Origin of the sequence: Variovorax glucosi, assembly GCF_051216695.1 — a bacterium.
In the GTDB taxonomy this organism is placed as follows: domain Bacteria; phylum Pseudomonadota; class Gammaproteobacteria; order Burkholderiales; family Burkholderiaceae_C; genus Variovorax.
Genome location: NZ_JBPJZE010000003.1, coordinates 77,715 through 96,476, shown reverse-complemented (window position 1 = coordinate 96,476; position 18,762 = coordinate 77,715). Strand labels below are relative to the sequence as shown.

The window sequence follows — 18,762 nt, the reverse complement described above, 5'->3', positions numbered from 1 at the left end:
TCAGGCGCTGGCCGCGGCCAGCGCCTTTTCGTAGGTGGCGACGTACTGCAACGCAGCAGCCCGCCAGTCGGCGGACTGACGCATCGCGCCGGCCCGCACGCGACGCCAGTCGGCCGGTCGTCGGTAGAGGGCGATGGCGCGCCGAACGGCGCGCGCAAAGCCCGGTGAATCGAAACCGTCGAACACGAAGCCGTTGGCGCTGCCGTCGGCGATGTTCTCGAGGCTGCAGTCGACGACGGTATCGGCCAGGCCGCCGACGTGGTGCACCAGCGGCAGGCTACCGTACTTGAGTCCGTACATTTGTGTCAGCCCGCAGGGTTCGTACATCGACGGCACCAGCGTGACGTCGCCGGCGCCGAAGAGCCGGTGCGCGAACCGCTCGTTGTAGCCGATGGTCGCGCTGACCGATTGCGGTGCTGCGGCGGCGCGATCGCGAAATGCGTCCTCGAGCCAGCGGTCGCCGCTGCCGAGCAGCGCGATCTGACCGCCCTGGGCGACGAGCGTATCGAGGCCGTCGAGCACCAGATGCGGGCCCTTCTGCTCGGCCAGCCGGCTGACCATGACGAACAGCGGCGCGTCGGGCTCGCTGGCGAGGCCGAGTTCCTGCTGCAGCGACGCCTTGCACAGCGCCTTGCCGCCGGGGCGGCGCACGTCGTACGGATGCGGCAGCAGCGAATCGGTGCCCGGATTCCAGACGCCGCCGTCGACGCCGTTCAGGATGCCGTCGAGTACATCGGCGCGGCTGCGCAGCAGGCCGTCGAGTCCGTAGCCCTGTTCCGGCGTCTGGATCTCGCGAGCGTAGGTCGGGCTGACGGTCGTGAGGCGATCGGCGTAGTACAGGCCGGCTTTCATGAAGGAGAGCTGGCCGTAGTACTCCAGTCCCTGCATCTGGAAGGCGGCATCCGGCAGGCCGAGGCCGTCAAAGTCCTGCTGCTGGAAGACGCCCTGGTAAGCCAGGTTGTGCACCGTGAAGACGCTCGCGGCGCGTGGCGCGCCCTGCCAGTCGGCGAAAGCCATGTACGCCGGTGCCAGACCCGCATGCCAGTCGTGCGCGTGCACCACTTCGGGTCGCCATGCCGGGTCCAGGCCCTGTGCGATTCGAGTGGCGACCCAGCCGAGCATCGCAAAGCGTCGGTGGTTGTCGCCGTACGGCTGGCGCGTGGCATCCTCGTAGGGATTGCCGGGACGGTCGTAGAGCGCTGGCGCATCGATCACATAGGCGTGAAACGGCGTTTCGGTATCGGTCTCGATGCGCCCACGCATCAGCGAGGCGCGTCCACCCCAGGGCGCTTCGATCGCTGCTATTTCGACAGAATCTTTCAGGCCGGCAAGGATCGCCGGAAATCCCGGCAGCAGCACGCGTACGTCCTGCCCGACATCTTCCAGAGCCGGGGGCAGCGCACCCGCGACATCCGCCAGCCCGCCGGTTTTCAGAAGGGGGAAAAGCTCTGCACTGACCTGGAGTACGCGCATCGCAGCTGTCAGTGCGTGGCGACTTGCGACGCTTCGGGCGCGAGCCGTTGCAGCATTTCGCGGGTGATCAGCACCACGCCGGTCTCGGTGCGCTCGAAGCGCGCGGCGTCGGCTGCTGCGTCCTCGCCGACGACCAGGCCGTCCGGAATCACGCAGCCGCGATCGACCACCACTTTCGACAGCCGCGCGCCGCGACCGACCTCGACATCCGGCAGCAGCACCGCTTCGAGCACTTCGCAGAACGAATGGATCCGGACGCCTGAGAACAGCACCGAGTCTTTCACCTTGGAACCCGAGACGATGCAGCCGCCCGAGACGATGGTGTTGACCGTCATGCCGTTGTTGCCGTTGCGGTCGACCACGAACTTGGCCGGCGGCAGCTGCCGCTGGTACGTCCAGATGGGCCAGTCGGTGTCATAGATGTCGAGTTCCGGGGTGACCGACGCGAGGTCGAGGTTGGCCGCCCAGAATGCATCAATCGTGCCCACGTCGCGCCAGTAGGCGGCGGTGTCGGGGCCGCGCTGGCCGCGCGTCACGCAGGACATGCTGAACGGATGCGCCAGTGCACGGCCCTCGGCGACGGCTCGCGGAATGATGTCCTTGCCGAAATCGTGGTCCGAGTTCGGGTCGAGTGCATCGTCTTCGAGCAGCTTGTAGAGGTATTTCGAATCGAAGACGTAGATGCCCATGCTGGCCAGTGCGACGTCCGGATGGCCGGGCATCGCCGGCGGGTCGGCCGGCTTCTCCAGAAAGGCGGTGATGCGGCGGTCGTCGTCGATGGCCATCACGCCGAAGGCGGTCGCTTCCATGCGCGGCACCTCGATGCAGCCGACGGTGCAACCCATGCCGCGCTCGGCATGGTCTTTCACCATGATCGAGTAGTCCATCTTGTAGATGTGATCGCCGGCCAGCACCACGACGTAGTCGTGCTTGGTCGAGCGGGTCTGCAGGATGTCGAGGTTCTGGAATACGGCGTCGGCCGTGCCGCGATACCAGTGCTCGTCGCCCACGCGCTGCTGCGCCGGCAGAACGTCGACCATCTCGTTGAGCTCTGCGCGCAGGAAGCTCCAGCCGCGCTGCAGATGGCGCATCAGCGAATGCGACTTGTATTGCGTGACGACGGCCATGCGCCGGATGCCCGAATTGAGGCAGTTCGACAGCGCGAAATCGATGATGCGGAACTTGCCGCCGAAATACACGGCGGGCTTGGCGCGCCGGTCGGTCAGCTGCTTCAGTCGCGAACCCCGGCCGCCGGCGAGAACCAGCGCGATGGTGCGTCGGACCAGCTGGTGGGCCTGCAGGGGTTGTTGTTGTTGTTGCTGGTTGGGCGTGCTCATTTTTGTCTCCTGGTTGTCTTCGTTGGTTCTCATGCTGTTCATGCTGTTCGTCGGGCCAGCCAGAGGCTCGCAGGTTGCAGCGTCTCCACGGCACCGAGCTGTCTCGGAGCTTCCTCGCCGCTGGCGATCTCCAGTTGCCACCGACCCGGCGGCAACGTGAATTCGACAGCGCCGTCGCCGGCATGCGCATCGGCATTGATCAGCACGAGCCATGCCACCTCGCCCTGCGGGGCGTCGAAAAGAATCGCGAGTGCGGGCCGACCGCGACGCGTCCAGTCTTCCGGCTGCATGTCGATGCCGTCCGGCACCAGCCAGCGCAGCGTGGAGTCGGTCGGGCGGTCCGGCGTTGCCGGCCACCAGCGTGTGCTGCGCAGCGGCGCGGCTTCCCGGCGCAGCGCGAGCAGCCGCTCGACGTAGCGCTGCAATCCCGAATCGGCGCTGTCCCAGTCCAGCCAGGTCGTTTCATTGTCCTGGCAGTAGGCGTTGTTGTTGCCTTGCTGGCTGTGGCCGATCTCGTCGCCGGCCAGCAGCATGGGCGTACCTTGCGACAGCAGCAGCGTACCGAGCAGCACGCGCTGCAGACGCGCGCGGCGGGCCAGAACGGCTGCGTCGTCGGTCGCGCCCTCGACGCCGCAGTTGCGGCTCAGGTTGTTGCTGCTGCCGTCGCGGTTGTTTTCGCCGTTCGCTTCGTTGTGCCGGTGCTCGTGACTGACCAGGTCGCGCAGCGTGAAGCCGTCGTGCGCGCTGATGAAGTTGACGCTGGCTGTCGGCGCACGGCCGCCGTGCTGGAATTCGCCACTGGAACCGGCGAAGCGGTGCGCGAATTCGCCCGGCCCGGTGCCGTGGTCGAGCCAGAAGCCGCGCTGCGCGTCGCGGTAGCGGTCGTTCCATTCGAGCCAGCCGGCCGGAAAGCCGCCCAGCCGATAGCCGCCGGGACCGATGTCCCACGGTTCGGCGATCAGCAGGGCGCGCGACAGCACCGGATCCTGCGCGACGGCGGCGAGGAAGGGCGCGCGCGGATCGAATTCGCCGCCTTCGCGGCGCGCCAGTTCGGGCGCCAGGTCGAACCGGAAACCGTCGACGCCGAGTTCGGTGATCCAGTGGCGCAAACTGTCGGTGGCAAGCTGGACGACGCGCGGCTCGGCGAAATTCAGGCAGTTGCCGCAGCCGCTCCAGTTCTCGTAGCGGGCGCGGTCGTCGGCGCACAGGTGGTAGTAGAGCGCGTTGTCGATGCCGCGCATCGAAAGCGTCGGACCGAGTTCGTCGGTTTCGGCGCTGTGGTTGTAGACCACGTCGATCACCAGTTCCATGCCGCGCGCGTGCACGGCGTCGGCCAGCGAGCGGAACTCGCTCGCCGGCGTGGTGCCGGCGCGGTCGCTCCAGTAGCGGCGTTCGGGCGCGAACCAGCCGATGGTGGTGTAGCCCCAGTAATTCGAAAGGCCCATCTTCAGCAGGCGTTCCTCGTCGGCGCGGTGCTGAACCGGCAGCAGGCTCAGCGTGGTGATGCCCAGGCGCTGCAATCCATCGAGAACGACTGGCTCGGCCAGTCCGGCATAGGTGCCGCGCAGCGCTTCGGGAACACCGGGATGCCGTTTCGTCTGGCCGCGGACATGCGTCTCGTAGATCACGCGGTCGCTGGCGGCGATGCGCGGGCGTGCAGCGGAAAACGGCTGCGTGGAGGGTCCCGCGACCCGTGCCTTCAGCGCAACCGCTGCGTTGTCTCGCGCGTCGCGCCGTTCAGGTTGGCCGGGAACGTGGCCGAGGAAAAGATCGCTGCCGTCGTAGGTGCCGACGATCTCGCGCGCATACGGATCGAGCACGATCTTGGCCGGGTTGAAGCGCTGGCCGTCATGCGGCGCCCAGGCCCCGTGCACGCGGTATCCATACACCAGACCGGGTTTGGCGCCCGGGAACTGGCCGTGCCAGACGCCGTCCGTGCAGCGCGGCAACGCAAGACGTTGCTGTTCATGGCTGCCGCTGCCGTCGAATATGCACAGATCGACACCTGTGGCGCGAGGCGCGGCAAGGGCGAAATTGATCCCTGCCGTAGAAGCGGTGGCACCGAGTGGGAAAGGGAGGCCGTCGATCAGCATGGTGTCTTGTTTTCGCTGCAAATTCATTGTGGCATGCGAAATCCGGGCCCAATCCCAGCGCTCGTTTTGCGGATACGAATTGTTGCAGAACCTTTCGGGGAAAACCCCGACATGAACGATAAAGACTTCCTTTTATTATTTATTCAACTTGAATTAATTAATAGAACGGAAGACATCAGTGACATCCGCCGGCCCCGGAAGGGGTACCAACTCCGTCAATCTGCGCCTCTACAACGAGCGCATGTTGCTGCAGCGGCTGCGCCGCGCAGGTGAAGCGTCGAAGGCCGATCTGGCGCGCTGGGCGCAGCTCACGAATACGGCGGTGGGCAGCATCGTGCAATCGCTGGAGGAGTCGCGGCTGATCGAACTCGCCGGCAAACGCCAGGAAGGTCAGCGCGGCCAGCCGGCGGGGCTCTATCGCATCAATCCGGACGGTGCTTACGGCATCGGCGTGCGGCTCGACCGGACCCGCATCGAAACCGTCCTGATCGACCTGGGCGGCCGCATCCTGGCCCGCGAATCGCACGACCAGCTTCTCCCGCATCCCGACCAGGCGCTGGCGCTGGTGCGCAAGGACGTGATCCGCATGATGGCGACGCTCGACAGCGCGCAGCGCCGGCGTTTCATGGGCGTCGGCCTGGCGCAGCCTTACAACCTGGGCAGCTGGCTGCGCGAGCTCGACCTGAAAGCGGATTTCCGCATCTGGGACGACGTCGATTTCGGCGCGATGCTCGAACAGGCGATCGAGCAGCCCGTATTCAAGGAAAACGACGGCAATGCGGCCGCGATCGCCGAACTGTTCTTCGGCGTCGGCCGCGAAGAGAGCGATTTTCTCTACATCTTCCTCGGCTCGGCGCTCGGCGCCGGTGCGGTGATGGGCGGTGAAAGCCTGCGCGGCGCGAGCGGCAATGCGGCCGATCTCGGGCTGATGCCGGTGCCGCGCAGCACGCTGGCGTCGGCACCGACGATCGAACGCCGCTGGGACATCCTGCTGGCGCGCGCCTCTCTCAATTCGCTCGCGCGCCATCTGCGGCATCACGGCATTCCGGCACGCAATCACGCCGACCTCGAAGCCAGCGTCAGGGCCGGACGCCCCGAAGTCGACGAGTGGATGGACGACTGCGTCGACGCGCTGGTGGTGTCGGTGCGCGCGACGCTGGCGGTGCTCGACCTGCCGGCCGTCGTGATCGACAGCGACATCGACGCCGGGCTGATCGACCGGCTGATCCAGCGCATCGACGTCGGCCTGCGGCTGATCGCGCCCGAATCGCGCCAGACGCCGCGGCTGCTGCGCGGCAGTTTCCGCGCCGACGCCGGGGCCGTCGGAGCGGCCAGCCTGCCGATGTTCTTCAACTTTTCGCCGCGCGCCGATGTGCTGCGCGGCCGTTCGCATCGCCCGACGCTGGAGGACCTCCATGTCTGAACACCCGGAAATTCCGGACCTGACGCCGCCGCTGCTCGAGTTGCGCGGCATTTCAAAGACCTTTCCCGGCGTACGCGCGCTGCAGGATGTGCGCCTGAAGGCCAACGCCGGCCGGGTGCACGCGCTGATGGGCGAGAACGGCGCCGGCAAGTCGACGCTGATGAAGATCCTCTCCGGCGCGTACATGCCGGACGCCGGTGCTCAGATCCTGATCGACGGCGAGCGCGTGAACATCGACGGGCCGATCGCCGCGAAGAACCTGGGCGTGTCGGTGATCTACCAGGAGCTGAGCCTGGCGCCGAACCTCAGCGTGGCCGAGAACATCTTCATGGGCCGGGCGCTGCGCCGCAGCGGCATGGTCGATCGGGCCGGGATGACGGCTGCCTGCGCGGGCACGCTGCAGCGGCTGGGTGCGGATTTCGGTCCGACGACCGTGGTTTCGACGCTGTCGATCGCGCAGCGCCAGCTGGTGGAGATCGCGCGCGCGGTGCAGTTCGACTGCCGCATCCTGGTCATGGACGAGCCGACCACGCCGCTCTCCACGCACGAGACCGACCGGCTGTTCGTGCTGATCAAGCGGCTGCGCGACGAAGGCCTGGCGATTCTGTACATCAGCCATCGCATGGACGAGATCGACGAGCTGGCCGACGAGGTGACGGTTCTGCGCGACGGCAGCTACGTCGGCACGCTGGACCGCGCCGAACTCACGCGCGACAAGCTGGTGAAGATGATGGTGGGGCGCGACCTGTCGGGCTTCTATCGCAAGGAAGGCCTGGGCCATCGCACCGGCGAGAAGGCGCTGAGCGTCAGCAACATGGGCGATGGCCGGCGGGTGCACGACTGCAGCTTCGAGCTGCATGCGGGCGAAGTGCTGGGGCTGGCCGGGCTGGTCGGCGCGGGCCGTACCGAGCTCGCGCGCCTGATCTTCGGCGCCGATGAGCGCCTGACCGGCAACGTGCTGCTCAACGGCAAGGGCACCGAGCTCGACATCCGCAAGCCGGCGGACGCGATGCGCAGCGGCATCCTCTACCTGACCGAAGACCGCAAGGGCCAGGGCCTGTTCCTCGACCTGTCGGTGCGCGACAACATCAACGTGATGGTCTGCCCACGCGACGCCCGCGCCGGCGGCGTGATGGACGGCGGCCGGGCATTGCAGCGCGCGAAGGATGCGATCAGGCAGCTGTCGATCCGCGTCGCTTCGCCGCGCGTGAACGTCGGATCGCTTTCCGGCGGCAACCAGCAGAAGGTGCTGATTGCGCGGCTGCTCGAACTCGGCCCCCGCGTGCTGATCCTCGACGAGCCGACGCGCGGCGTGGACATCGGCGCCAAGAGCGAGATCTACCGGCTGATCGACGAACTCGCGCGCCGCGGCGTCGCGGTGCTGGTGATTTCCAGCGAGCTGGCCGAAGTGGTCGGCATCTGCGACCGCGTGATGGTGATGCGCGAAGGCCGGCTGGTCGGCGAAGTGGGCGGCGACAGCGGTCGCGCCATGACGCAGGAAAACATCGTCGCGCTGGCGACCGGAGCGACCGGCGCCATCGGCGCGGTGCCGGCGTTGCACTGAAAACCCCGAGTCCCATAAAGAGAGACCCACCATGAGCAATCCGAACCCCACCCTCCAGACGGCTCCGCTGTCGGCTGCGCCGCGCCCCACGGCCAAGGAACTGATCCGCACGCTCGGCATGCTGCCGGTGCTGGTGCTGCTGTGCATCGGCTTCAGCCTGGCGAGCGAGAACTTCTTCAGCCTGCAGAACCTGTCGATCATGACGCAGCAGGCATCGATCAACATCGTGCTGGCCACCGGCATGACCTTCGTAATTCTTACGGCCGGCATCGACCTGTCGGTCGGCTCGATCCTGGCCGCATCGGCCGTGGTCGCGATGCTGGTGTCGAAGATTCCCGAATTCGGCATGCTCGGCATCGTCGGCGGCATGGCCTGCGGCCTGCTCTTCGGGCTGATCAACGGCGTGCTGATCGCCTTCGTGAAGCTGCCGGCGTTCATCGTGACGCTCGGCTCGCTGACGGCGGTGCGCGGCATCGCGCGGTTGCTGGCGAACGACGCCACGGTGTTCAACCCCGAGCTGCCTTTCGCCTTCATCGGCAACGCCGAGGTGCTAGGCGTGCCGTGGCTGGTGATCATCGCCTTCGCGGTGGTGGCGTTCTCGTGGTTCATCCTGCGCCGGACGGTGCTGGGGCTCAACATCTACTCGGTCGGCGGCAACCCGGAAGCGGCGCGTCTGGCCGGCATCAAGGTCTGGGCGGTGCTGCTGTTCGTCTATGCGACTTCGGGCCTGCTGGCCGGGCTGGGCGGCGTGATGGCGTCGGCGCGGCTCTATGCGGCGAACGGGCTGCAGCTGGGTGCTTCGTATGAGCTCGACGCCATCGCGGCAGTGATCCTGGGCGGCACGAGCTTCGTCGGCGGTACCGGCTCGATCCTGGGCACGCTGATCGGCGCGCTGATCATTGCGGTGCTGACCAACGGGCTGATCCTGACGGGTGTTTCCGACATCTGGCAATACATCATCAAGGGCCTGGTGATCATCGGCGCCGTCGCTCTGGACCGCTATCGCCGCAAGGATTCCGCAAGAACATAGGCACACCCCCAGGCAGATTCAGTCAAGTAATTCGCTTCATTTCATCGTCAGGAGACATCCAAAATGCGCAAATCCCTCATCGCACTCGCCGTCGTCGCGGCCGCCCTCGCAACTCCCCTTGCAACGCCGATGGCGCAGGCCCAGCAGGCCCGCCAGATCAAGAGCGTCGGCATTACGCTCGGCTCGCTCGGTAATCCGTTCTTCGTGTCGCTCGCAAAAGGCGCCGAGGCCAAGGTCAAGCAGATCAATCCCGCAGCCAAGGTCACGGCGCTTTCGGCCGACTACGACCTGGGCAAGCAGTTCTCGCAGATCGACAGCTTCATCGCCTCGGGCGTCGACATGATCCTGGTGAACGCGGTCGACGCGAAAGCCATCGCGCCGGCGATAGCCAAGGCCAAGAAGGCCGGCATCGCGGTGGTCGGTGTCGACGTGGCGGCCAGCGGCGCCGATGCGGCGGTGCAGACCAACAACGTGCAGGCCGGCGAGATCGCCTGCCAGTTCATCGTCGAGAAGCTCGGCGGCAAGGGCAACGTGATCATCCAGAACGGCCCACAGGTGTCGGCCGTGATCGACCGCGTGAACGGCTGCAAGTCGGTGTTCAAGAAGAACCCGGACATCAAGGTGCTGTCGGACGACCAGGATGCCAAGGGCTCGCGCGAAGGCGGCCTGAACGTGATGCAGAACCATCTCACGCGCTTCCCGAAGATCGACGCGGTGTTCACCATCAACGACCCGCAGGCCATCGGCACCGATCTCGCCGCCCGTCAGCTGAACCGCAAGAACATCGTCATCGCCTCGGTCGACGGCGCACCCGACATCGAAGGCGCGCTCAAGTCCGACACGCAGGTGCAGGCGTCCGCGAGCCAGGATCCGTTCGCGATCGCGCAGAAGGCGGTCGAGATCGCCCAGGACGTGCTCAACGGCAAGCCGCCGGCGCAACCGATGGTGCTGCTGCCGTCGACGCTGATCACGCGCGCCAACGTCAAGGACTACAAGGGCTGGGCGGCTGCGCGCTGAAACCGGTCGTTGCGATGAGCGAGTCAAAGTCAAAAATCGGGGAGCCTTCCATGTTCGTGGTCTGCGGCGAAGCGCTGATGGATGTTTATGTGGGCGAAGCCACGCCAGTGGGGCTGCAGCTGGACGCGCGCATCGGCGGATCGCCGCTGAACGTGGCGCAGGGCCTGGCGCGCCTGGGCCAGCCGGTCGCCTTCCTGGCCGGCCTGTCGACGGATGCTTTCGGCGAGCGGCTGCTGGCATCGCTGCGGACCGAGGGCGTCGACCTGTCGCTGATCGTGCGAAGCGACGCGCCGACGACGCTGAGCGTGGTCAGCGTCGATGCGCTTGGCGTGCCGCGCTATGCCTTCCACGGCACCGGCGCGGCCGACCGGCAGATCACGGCGGACAACCTGCCTGTGCTGCCGCCGCAGGCACGTGCGCTGCAGTTCGGCTCCTATGCGATGGTGGTCGAACCCGTCGGCAGCGCGTTGCGGATGCTGGCGGCCAGCGAGCGCAGCCGTCGACTGATCGCCTACGACCTGAACGTGCGTCTCAACGTCGAGCCCGACGTGCAGCGCTGGCGGACGGTGGTCGCCGGCATGGCCGAAGTCGTCCATCTCATGAAGACCAGCGACGAAGACCTGACGCTTCTGTATCCGGAAGAAACGCCGGCGCAGGTCGCGTCGCGCTGGCTGGCGCAGGGCGCGGCGATGGTGGTCGTCACCCGCGGCGGCGAGGGCGCGACCGCGTGGACGGCGTCCGGGCAGGCCGACTCGGGCTCGCCGAAGGTGCAGGTGGTCGATACCGTCGGCGCCGGCGACACCTTCCAGGCGGCGCTGTTGTGCTGGCTGGAGGAGCATGGCTCGCTCGACGCGGCATCGCTAGGCGTGATGGATACGGCCCGCATGGCGGAGATGCTCGACTTTGCAGCGAGGGCAGCCGCGATCACCTGTTCGCGGCGCGGTGCCGACATGCCGAGGCGCAACGAGGTGGATTGAGCCGGGCCGAGCCGCGATAATCGGCTTTCCCCGGCCGATCAGCGCCGGGCCGTTGCCTACAGCCTCATGAATCCCAGTTACAAACCCGCCGACGTCGAAACCGCCGCCCAGGCCCAGTGGACCGCCGCCGATGCCTATCGCGTCACCGAGCATGCGCGTAACGCGCACGGCGACCTTAAGAAGAAGTACTACGCCTGCTCGATGCTGCCGTACCCGAGCGGCAAGCTGCACATGGGCCATGTGCGCAACTACACGATCAACGACATGCTCTCGCGCTACCTGCGCATGTCGGGCTACAACGTGCTGATGCCGATGGGCTGGGATGCCTTCGGCCTGCCGGCCGAGAACGCGGCGCTGAAGAACGGCGTTCCTCCGGCCAAGTGGACCTACGAGAACATCGACTACATGCGCGGCCAGCTGCAGGCAATGGGCCTGGCGATCGACTGGAGCCGCGAAATAGCCACCTGCGACCCGAGCTACTACAAGTGGAACCAGTGGCTGTTCCTGAAGATGCTCGAAAAAGGCATCGCCTACCGCAAGACCCAGGTCGTGAACTGGGACCCGGTCGACATGACCGTGCTGGCCAATGAGCAGGTCATCGACGGCAAGGGCTGGCGCACCGGCGCCACGGTCGAGCGCCGGGAGATTCCCGGCTATTACCTGAAGATCAGCGACTACGCGCCCGAACTGCTCGAACACACGCAGAGCAAGCTGCCGGGCTGGCCCGAGCGCGTCAAGCTGATGCAGGAGAACTGGATCGGCAAGAGCGAAGGCGTGCGCTTCGCGTTCACGCACGACATCCGCGGCGACGACGGCGAGGCGATCCAGGACGGCCGCATGTACGTCTTCACGACGCGCGCCGACACCATCATGGGCGTGACCTTCTGCGCCGTGGCGCCGGAGCATCCGCTCGCGCTGCATGCTGCCAAGTCGGACCCGAAGGTCGCCGCGTTCATCGAGGAATGCAAGGGCGGCGGCACCACCGAGGCCGAACTCGCCACGCAGGAAAAGAAGGGCGTGCCGACCGGCCTGACCGTGACGCATCCGATCACCGAGGAACAGGTGCCTGTGTGGGTCGGCAACTACGTGCTGATCGGCTACGGCGACGGCGCGGTGATGGGCGTGCCGGCGCACGACGAGCGCGATTTCGCGTTCGCCAACAAGTACGGCATCGAGATCATCCAGGTGGTGATCGTCGACGACCTGAAGCCGCCGGAAACGCATTTCGACTATCACAAGTGGCAGGACTGGTACGCCGACAAGCAGCGCGGCGTCACCATCAATTCCGACAATTTCAGCGGCATGTCCTTCAAGGAAGCCTTGGCCGCCGTCGCGCACACGCTCGAACACAAGGGCCTGGGCGAGAAGCAGACCACCTGGCGCCTGCGCGACTGGGGCGTGAGCCGCCAGCGCTACTGGGGTACGCCGATCCCGATCATCCATTGCGACGAGCACGGCGCGGTGCCGGTGCCGGAGAAGGATCTGCCGGTCGTGCTGCCGACCGATTGCGTGCCCGACGGTTCGGGCAATCCGCTGATCAGGCATGAAGGTTTCCATGCGGGCGTCGTCTGCCCTGTCTGCGGCAAGCCCGCGCGCCGAGAGACCGACACGATGGACACTTTCGTCGATTCGTCCTGGTACTTCATGCGCTACTGCGACCCGAAGAACGACCAGGCGATGGTCGGCGAGGGCGCTGCGTACTGGATGCCGATGGACCAGTACATCGGCGGCATCGAACACGCGATCCTGCATCTGCTCTACGCGCGCTTCTGGACCAAGGTGATGCGCGATCTCGGCCTGGTGAAGGTCGACGAGCCGTTCAGCAAGCTGCTGACGCAAGGGATGGTGCTCAACCAGATCTACTGGCGGCGCAACGAAAAGGGCGGCAAGGATTACTTTCCGCCGCTCGAAGTCACCGCCGTGCTCGACGCGCAGGGCCGCATCACGAGCGGCACGCTGGCCGACGGATCGGCCGTCGAATACGGCGGCGTCGGCAAGATGGGCAAGAGCGAGCGCAACGGCGTCGACCCGCAGGACCTGATCGAGAAGTACGGCGCCGACACCGCGCGGCTCTACACGATGTTCACCGCGCCACCGGAAGCCACGCTGGAGTGGAACGATGCGGCGGTCGAGGGCAGCTACCGTTTCCTGCGCCGGGTCTGGAATTTCGGTGCCGCGCAGCAGGCCGCGATCGAGGCCGGTGGCATTCCCGGCAAGTCCGCCAGCTTCGGCAAGGCCGCCCAGGCGCTTCGCCGCGAAGTGCACACGGTGCTGCGCCAGGTCGATTACGACTATCAGCGCATGCAGTACAACACCGTCGTTTCCGGCGCGATGAAGCTGCTGAATGCGCTCGAATCCTTCAAGCCGGACGGCTCGCCGGGCGACGCATTCGCTTTGCACGAGGGCTTCGGCATCCTGCTGCGCGTGCTTTATCCGGCCACGCCGCACATCGCGCACCAGCTCTGGCAGGAACTCGGCCACGACAAGGCCCACGGCGATCTGCTCGACGCACCCTGGCCGCAGGTCGACCCGGCCGCGCTGGTGCAGGACGAAGTCGAGCTGATGCTGCAGGTCAACGGCAAGTTGCGCGGCAAGCTGCTGGTACCGGCATCGGCGAGCAAGGAAGAGATCGAGGCGATGGCGCTGGCCTGCGACGACTTCGTGACTTTCGCTGCCGGCGCTGCGGTCAAGCGCGTGATCGTGGTGCCGGGGCGCCTGGTCAACGTGGTCCTCTGACCGGTTTTTGAGCTCTCATCTCGCTATGGCATCCATGACGCACAACTCCACATCGGGTCGCTCGCAAGACGCTGCGATTTCCCGTCGCCGGCTGCTTGCCGCTTCCCTGTCGGTTGCAGGCGGTACACTGACCGTGACCGGGCTGGCCGGCTGCGGCTTCGCGCTGCGGAAGGCGCCGGTCTTCGCTTTCAAGTCGATTTCCATCCCCGGCAACTCGGCCTTCATCAACTATCTGCGTCGCAACCTCGGCTCTACCGGGGCGGTGCAGGTGATTCCGGCCGATCGGCAGCGGGAAGCCGACGTGATCCTCGACATCCTCGGCGAGGAACGCACCCGCTACGTGCTGTCGACCAACGCCGCCGGCGAAGTCCGCGAGCTGGAATTGCGCTATCGCCTGCGATTCCGCTTGCGCACGCCGGGCGGCAAGGAACTGCTGCTGAGCGAAATCGCACAGAAACGCGACCTGACGTACAACGAAACCAACGCGCTCGCCAAGGAAGGCGAGTCCGAGCTGCTGTACCGCGACATGCAGAACGACATCGCCCAGCAGATGTTGCGTCGGCTGGCCGCGGTCAAGGAACTGTAGGCCGCGCATGCAGTTGAGTTCGGCGCAGCTCCCGGCGCACCTGGACAAGGGGCTGCGCCCGCTCTACACGATCCACGGCGACGAGCCGCTGCTTGCGCAGGAAGCCGCCGATGCCATTCGTGCCGCAGCCCGGGCGCAGGGCTACACCGAGCGCAGCTCGTACACCGTGGCCGGTGCGCATTTCGACTGGAGTGCAGTGCTGGCCGCCGGCGGTTCGCTGAGCCTGTTTGCCGACAGGCAGATCGTCGAGATCCGCATTCCGTCGGGCAAGCCAGGAAAGGACGGCAGCACGGCGCTGCAGCACATCGCCGAGATGGCGAAGGGCAACGACAGCACGCTCACGCTGGTGCTGCTTCCGAAGCTCGACAAGGCGACGCGCACCGGTGCCTGGTTCACCGCGCTGGAGAACAACGGCATGTCGCTGCAGGTCGATCCGGTGGAGCGCGGCGCGCTGCCGCAATGGATCGCGCAGCGACTGGCGCTGCAGGGCCAGCGCGTGAAGAGCGGCGAAGAGGGCCAGCGCACGCTGCAGTTCTTTGCCGATCGTGTCGAGGGCAATCTGCTGGCTGCGCACCAGGAAATCCAGAAGCTCGCGCTGCTGCATCCTGCTGGCGAACTGGGCTGGGAGCAGGTCGAGGGTGCGGTCAACAACGTCGCGCGCTACGACGTATTCAAGCTTTCGGAGGCGGTGCTGGCCGGCAATCCGGTTCGCGTGGCGCGCATGCTCGACGGTCTGCGCGCCGAGGGCGAGGCCGAGGTGCTGGTGCACTACACGCTGGCCGAAGACATCCGCGCGCTCAAGCGCGTGAAGGACGCGATGGCCGCCGGTCGTCCGCTGCCGATGGCGCTGCGCGAGAACCGCATCTGGGGTCCGCGCGAGCGGGCCTTCGAACGCGTGCTGCCGCGGCTGGACGACCGCGCGCTGGTCCGCCTGCTGCGCGCGGCGCATGTGGTCGACGGCATCGTGAAGGGATTGAAGCAGCCCGACTGGCCGGCCAATGGCTGGCAGGCGCTGCAGCGGCTGGCGCTGATGCTTTGTCGCAGTTGCATGACGGTAGCTGCATGATGGCGAACGCATGACGGCGTTCCGAAACGCGCTGTTTTGCTGGCGGTAACAGCCGTGTCGAACGCACGTGGGAAAATCGACCCATGAACGCGTTCACCCTCGACGAAAGCATGCAGGCGCTCGGCCTGCAGGCGAAGACAGCTTCCGCGCTGATGGCCAAGGCCAGCGCCGCCACCAAGAACACCGCCCTGAGGGCGCTCGCCGCACGCCTGCGCGCCGTCGGCCCCGAACTGGCCGCAGCGAACGCCCGCGACGTCGATCGCGCCATCGCGGCCGGCCTCTCCGCGCCGATGGTCGACCGCCTCAAGCTGACGCCCAAGGTGCTCGAGACCGTTGCGCTCGGCTGCGAACAGCTCGCAGCGATGCCCGACGCGATCGGCGAGATCACCGGCATGAAGCAGCAGCCCAGCGGCATCCGCGTCGGCCAGATGCGCGTGCCGATCGGCGTCTTCGGAATGATCTACGAGAGCCGGCCCAACGTGACGATCGAGGCGGCAAGCCTGGCGATCAAGAGCGGCAACGCGGCGATCCTGCGCGGCGGCTCGGAAGCGATCGAGTCGAACAAGGCGCTGGCGTTGCTGGTCTCCGAAGCGCTGGCCGAGGCCGGATTGCCGGTCGATGCGGTGCAACTGGTACAGACGACCGACCGGGAAGCCGTCGGCCACCTGATCGCCATGCCGCAGTACGTCGACGTCATCATTCCGCGCGGCGGCAAGGGGCTGATCGAGCGCATCAGCCGCGATGCCAGGGTGCCGGTCATCAAGCATCTGGACGGCAACTGCCACGTCTACGTCGACGACAGCGCGCCGCTGGAGATGGCGCTCAGCATCGTCGACAACGCCAAGACGCAGAAATACAGCCCGTGCAACGCAGCCGAGGGATTGCTGGTGGCGGCGTCGATCGCGGACATCTTCCTGCCCGACATCGCGGCCGTTTTCGCGGCGAAGGGCGTGGAAATGCGTTGCGATCCGGAGGCCGCGCGCATCCTGCGGGCCGAAAGCATCGAAGACGCGAAGATCGTCGACGCCGCCGAATCCGACTGGTCGGAGGAATATCTGGCTGCGGTGATCAGCATCAAGGTCGTCCAGGGACTGGACGATGCCATCGCGCACATCAACCGCTATTCGAGCCATCACACCGACGCCATAGTCACGCGCGACCACATCAACGCCCAGCGCTTCCTGCGCGAAGTCGATTCGGCCAGCGTGATGGTGAATGCGAGCACCCGGTTCGCGGACGGCTTCGAGTTCGGGCTGGGCGCGGAGATCGGCATCAGCACCGACAAGTTTCATGCGCGCGGTCCTGTTGGCATCGAAGGCCTGACTTCGCTCAAATATGTTGTGTTGGGTCAGGGCGAAATCAGGGGTTGAGCGCACGCTCCTCCCATCAGCCTGACCGAATTCAGGTTGTCATTTCGGCGTCTGACCCCAAATCCTGCTATTCCGCTCAACTTCTCCGCCGAACCCGTACAGAAGGCCGCCGCATGGTCCCCCATCTCGTCACTGCCCTGACCGGCCCGATCAACGAACTCGAACAGCGCGTGCTCGACTCGACGCCGGCCATCGAGCGCTGGTTCCGGCTCGAATGGATGGAACACACGCCGCCGTTCTACAGTTCCGTGGACATCCGCAATGCGGGCTTCAAGCTGGCGCCGGTCGACACCAACCTGTTTCCCGGCGGCTGGAACAATCTGACGCAGCAGATGCTGCCGCTCGCCGTGCAGGCCGCTCAGGCGGCGATCGAGAAGATCTGTCCGGAGGCGCGCAACCTTCTCGTCATTCCGGAAAACCATTCGAGCAACACCTTCTACATGGCGAACATCGCGCAGCTGGTGCGGATTTTCCACATGGCCGGGCTCAACGTGCGGGTCGGCTCCATCGATCCGGCGATCAAGTCGCCCAAGACGATCGAGCTGCCGAACGGCGATACGGTGACGCTGGAGCCGGTGGTGCGCACCAAGCGCCGTCTCGGGATCAAGAACTTCGATCCCTGCACCATCCTGCTGAACAACGACCTGTCAGCCGGAACGCCGGGCATCCTCGAAGACCTGCATGAGCAATACCTGCTGCCGCCGGTGCATGCGGGCTGGTCCGTGCGGCGCAAGAGCAACCACTTCCGCAGCTACGAGGAGGTCTCCAAGCGCTTCGGCAAGCTGCTGGGCATCGACCCGTGGCTGATCAACCCGATGTCGACGCGGGCCGAAGGCATCGACTTCACCGAAGGTGCGGGCATGGACGTGGTTGCCAGCCATGTCGACGCGATGCTGTCGAAGGTGCGCCGCAAGTACAAGGAGTACGGCATCAACGAAAAGCCGTTCGTGATCGTGAAGACCGACAACGGTTCGCACGAACTGAGCGCGATGACGGTGCGCGACAGCAAGGAGATCGAAGCCATGGGCCGCAAGGCGCGCGCGCAACTCGCCGCCGCAGGCAAGGACGGCCCGACGACGCACGAGATGATCTTCCAGGAAGGCGTGCTGACCAACGAGCGCGTGCAGAACGGCGTCGCCGAGCCGGTCGTCTACATGATGGACCGCTACGTCGTCGGCGGTTTCTATCGCGTGCACGCCGGTCGCAGCACCGACGAGAGCCTGGCTTCGCCGGGTGCGAGCTACGTGCCGCTGGCGTTCTCCGACGGCGGCCATCTGCCGCAGCACAGCGCAAAGCCCGGCGCCAGTGCACCGAACCGCTTCTATATGTATGGCGTGATCGGACGGTTGGCGATGGTGGCAGCCAGCTACGAGATGGAGGCGACGGATCCGGATGCCGAGGTCTACGAATAGCGCCATCGGCAAGGTCGCCGTTTAGGCCGATTCCTAAGATCCGCCGATGTCTCGGCGAAAACAATCCTGCTTCGATTCATTCAAAGCAGGATTTTTCTCATGAGCAATATCAGCGTCGATTCTTCGGTCCGGAGCCGAGCCGGTTCTGTCACTCAGGCACTCCGGTCTGAGCAGGCACGGGATCCCGGCGCTTTCACCCGCAAGGTGGCAGATGGTGTCGGTCGGCCTTTCAGGGGCCCGATGGAGGCTCGCGAACTTATATCCGAGACGCAGCCCACCACTACAGTTATCGGCTTCACCAACACACTTCTGAATACCCGCTACAACGAAGCAACTGCAGGCACGGGTTCTCGTCGCAACGAGATTGCCTTGACTCTCGACAACGGTGACACCGCCATTGTCAGGGGCGATGAGCAGAATCGGAATTTCCGGATCCGGACCCAGCGAGGCGTTGTTCTGGAAGGTAGTTTCGGTTCTGGCGGCGCACATGCCATTCGCGGTTTTCGGACGCCAATGGAACTTCGCAATGAACTTCTGCGGGTACATCGGGCAAACGGGTGGGAAAACGCCCACGCGCTGCCGGATCGCTGAGCTGAACGCAAACCGTGCAAAGTGGCGCGAACCGGGCAAAATGGCGACCCTTCAAGCCCTCGGAACCTGGGTCTGCCCGCCCGTTCC

At 66.0% G+C, this 18,762-nt stretch carries 14 protein-coding genes; 11 read left to right on the top strand and 3 right to left on the bottom strand.

Annotated features, from left to right (window positions below; translation table 11 throughout):
- From glgA to glgX, 3 genes are read right to left on the bottom strand one after another with little or no spacing between them, the layout of a single operon-like run.
- Nucleotides 1-1,473 (bottom strand): glycogen synthase GlgA, encoded by a 1,473-nt coding sequence (gene glgA, locus ACSFA3_RS15195; protein ID WP_435506319.1) that lies wholly within the window; start codon nucleotides 1,471-1,473, stop codon nucleotides 1-3.
- Between the two features lie 8 nt (nucleotides 1,474-1,481).
- Complete coding sequence (glgC, locus tag ACSFA3_RS15190) at nucleotides 1,482-2,810, bottom strand: glucose-1-phosphate adenylyltransferase (RefSeq protein ID WP_435506318.1); 1,329 nt, start codon at nucleotides 2,808-2,810, stop codon at nucleotides 1,482-1,484.
- 38 nt (nucleotides 2,811-2,848) lie between these two features.
- Entirely contained in the window at nucleotides 2,849-4,903 is a 2,055-nt protein-coding gene (glgX, locus tag ACSFA3_RS15185) for a glycogen debranching protein GlgX (RefSeq protein ID WP_435506317.1), read from the bottom strand.
- A gap of 178 nt (nucleotides 4,904-5,081) precedes the next feature.
- Here glgX and ACSFA3_RS15180 point away from each other — a divergent pair, with 178 nt between their 5' ends.
- From ACSFA3_RS15180 to ACSFA3_RS15130, 11 genes are all read left to right on the top strand, one after another.
- Complete coding sequence (locus tag ACSFA3_RS15180; RefSeq protein ID WP_435506316.1) at nucleotides 5,082-6,326, top strand: ROK family protein; 1,245 nt, start codon at nucleotides 5,082-5,084, stop codon at nucleotides 6,324-6,326.
- On the top strand, nucleotides 6,319-7,890 hold the full coding sequence (locus ACSFA3_RS15175; RefSeq protein ID WP_435506315.1) for a sugar ABC transporter ATP-binding protein: 1,572 nt from the start codon (nucleotides 6,319-6,321) through the stop codon (nucleotides 7,888-7,890). Before ACSFA3_RS15180 ends, ACSFA3_RS15175 begins: the two co-directional genes overlap by 8 nt.
- Before the next feature lie 31 nt (nucleotides 7,891-7,921).
- The gene (locus ACSFA3_RS15170) at nucleotides 7,922-8,920 is read left to right on the top strand and encodes an ABC transporter permease subunit (protein ID WP_435506314.1); all 999 of its coding nucleotides are present in this window, start codon (nucleotides 7,922-7,924) and stop codon (nucleotides 8,918-8,920) included.
- Nucleotides 8,921-8,983: 63 nt separating this feature from the next.
- Nucleotides 8,984-9,937: an ABC transporter substrate-binding protein gene (locus ACSFA3_RS15165; RefSeq protein ID WP_435506313.1), complete on the top strand. Its 954-nt coding sequence runs from the start codon at nucleotides 8,984-8,986 to the stop codon at nucleotides 9,935-9,937.
- 50 nt (nucleotides 9,938-9,987) lie between these two features.
- Nucleotides 9,988-10,914 carry a carbohydrate kinase family protein gene (locus ACSFA3_RS15160; RefSeq protein ID WP_435506312.1) on the top strand — a complete coding sequence of 309 codons (927 nt, stop codon included), beginning with the start codon at nucleotides 9,988-9,990 and terminating at the stop codon, nucleotides 10,912-10,914.
- A gap of 66 nt (nucleotides 10,915-10,980) precedes the next feature.
- Complete coding sequence (gene leuS / locus ACSFA3_RS15155; protein ID WP_435506311.1) at nucleotides 10,981-13,650, top strand: leucine--tRNA ligase; 2,670 nt, start codon at nucleotides 10,981-10,983, stop codon at nucleotides 13,648-13,650.
- A gap of 34 nt (nucleotides 13,651-13,684) precedes the next feature.
- Nucleotides 13,685-14,236 carry an LPS-assembly lipoprotein LptE gene (locus ACSFA3_RS15150; RefSeq protein ID WP_435506310.1) on the top strand — a complete coding sequence of 184 codons (552 nt, stop codon included), beginning with the start codon at nucleotides 13,685-13,687 and terminating at the stop codon, nucleotides 14,234-14,236.
- Between the two features lie 7 nt (nucleotides 14,237-14,243).
- A complete protein-coding gene (gene holA / locus ACSFA3_RS15145; RefSeq protein WP_435506309.1) occupies nucleotides 14,244-15,302 on the top strand; it encodes a DNA polymerase III subunit delta in 1,059 nt (352 codons plus the stop codon).
- Nucleotides 15,303-15,385: 83 nt separating this feature from the next.
- The gene (locus ACSFA3_RS15140; RefSeq protein WP_435506308.1) at nucleotides 15,386-16,672 is read left to right on the top strand and encodes a glutamate-5-semialdehyde dehydrogenase; all 1,287 of its coding nucleotides are present in this window, start codon (nucleotides 15,386-15,388) and stop codon (nucleotides 16,670-16,672) included.
- A 113-nt stretch (nucleotides 16,673-16,785) separates the two neighbouring features.
- Nucleotides 16,786-18,084 (top strand): glutamate--cysteine ligase, encoded by a 1,299-nt coding sequence (gshA, locus tag ACSFA3_RS15135; RefSeq protein ID WP_435506307.1) that lies wholly within the window; start codon nucleotides 16,786-16,788, stop codon nucleotides 18,082-18,084.
- 99 nt (nucleotides 18,085-18,183) lie between these two features.
- Nucleotides 18,184-18,675 (top strand): hypothetical protein, encoded by a 492-nt coding sequence (locus ACSFA3_RS15130; protein WP_435506306.1) that lies wholly within the window; start codon nucleotides 18,184-18,186, stop codon nucleotides 18,673-18,675.
- Nucleotides 18,676-18,762: the final 87 nt, after the last annotated feature.

Bases quoted from the DNA above. Each gene is read 5' to 3' on its own strand.
- gshA (WP_435506307.1), top strand. From the start codon at position 16,786: ATGGTCCCCCATCTCGTCACTGCCCTGACCGGCCCGATCAACGAACTC.
- holA (WP_435506309.1), top strand. From the start codon at position 14,244: ATGCAGTTGAGTTCGGCGCAGCTCCCGGCGCACCTGGACAAGGGGCTG.
- ACSFA3_RS15160 (WP_435506312.1), top strand. From the start codon at position 9,988: ATGTTCGTGGTCTGCGGCGAAGCGCTGATGGATGTTTATGTGGGCGAA.
- ACSFA3_RS15175 (WP_435506315.1), top strand. From the start codon at position 6,319: ATGTCTGAACACCCGGAAATTCCGGACCTGACGCCGCCGCTGCTCGAG.
- ACSFA3_RS15150 (WP_435506310.1), top strand. From the start codon at position 13,685: ATGACGCACAACTCCACATCGGGTCGCTCGCAAGACGCTGCGATTTCC.
- ACSFA3_RS15140 (WP_435506308.1), top strand. From the start codon at position 15,386: ATGAACGCGTTCACCCTCGACGAAAGCATGCAGGCGCTCGGCCTGCAG.
- glgX (WP_435506317.1), bottom strand. From the start codon at position 4,903: ATGCTGATCGACGGCCTCCCTTTCCCACTCGGTGCCACCGCTTCTACG.
- ACSFA3_RS15130 (WP_435506306.1), top strand. From the start codon at position 18,184: ATGAGCAATATCAGCGTCGATTCTTCGGTCCGGAGCCGAGCCGGTTCT.
- ACSFA3_RS15165 (WP_435506313.1), top strand. From the start codon at position 8,984: ATGCGCAAATCCCTCATCGCACTCGCCGTCGTCGCGGCCGCCCTCGCA.
- glgC (WP_435506318.1), bottom strand. From the start codon at position 2,810: ATGAGCACGCCCAACCAGCAACAACAACAACAACCCCTGCAGGCCCAC.
- leuS (WP_435506311.1), top strand. From the start codon at position 10,981: ATGAATCCCAGTTACAAACCCGCCGACGTCGAAACCGCCGCCCAGGCC.
- glgA (WP_435506319.1), bottom strand. From the start codon at position 1,473: ATGCGCGTACTCCAGGTCAGTGCAGAGCTTTTCCCCCTTCTGAAAACC.
- ACSFA3_RS15170 (WP_435506314.1), top strand. From the start codon at position 7,922: ATGAGCAATCCGAACCCCACCCTCCAGACGGCTCCGCTGTCGGCTGCG.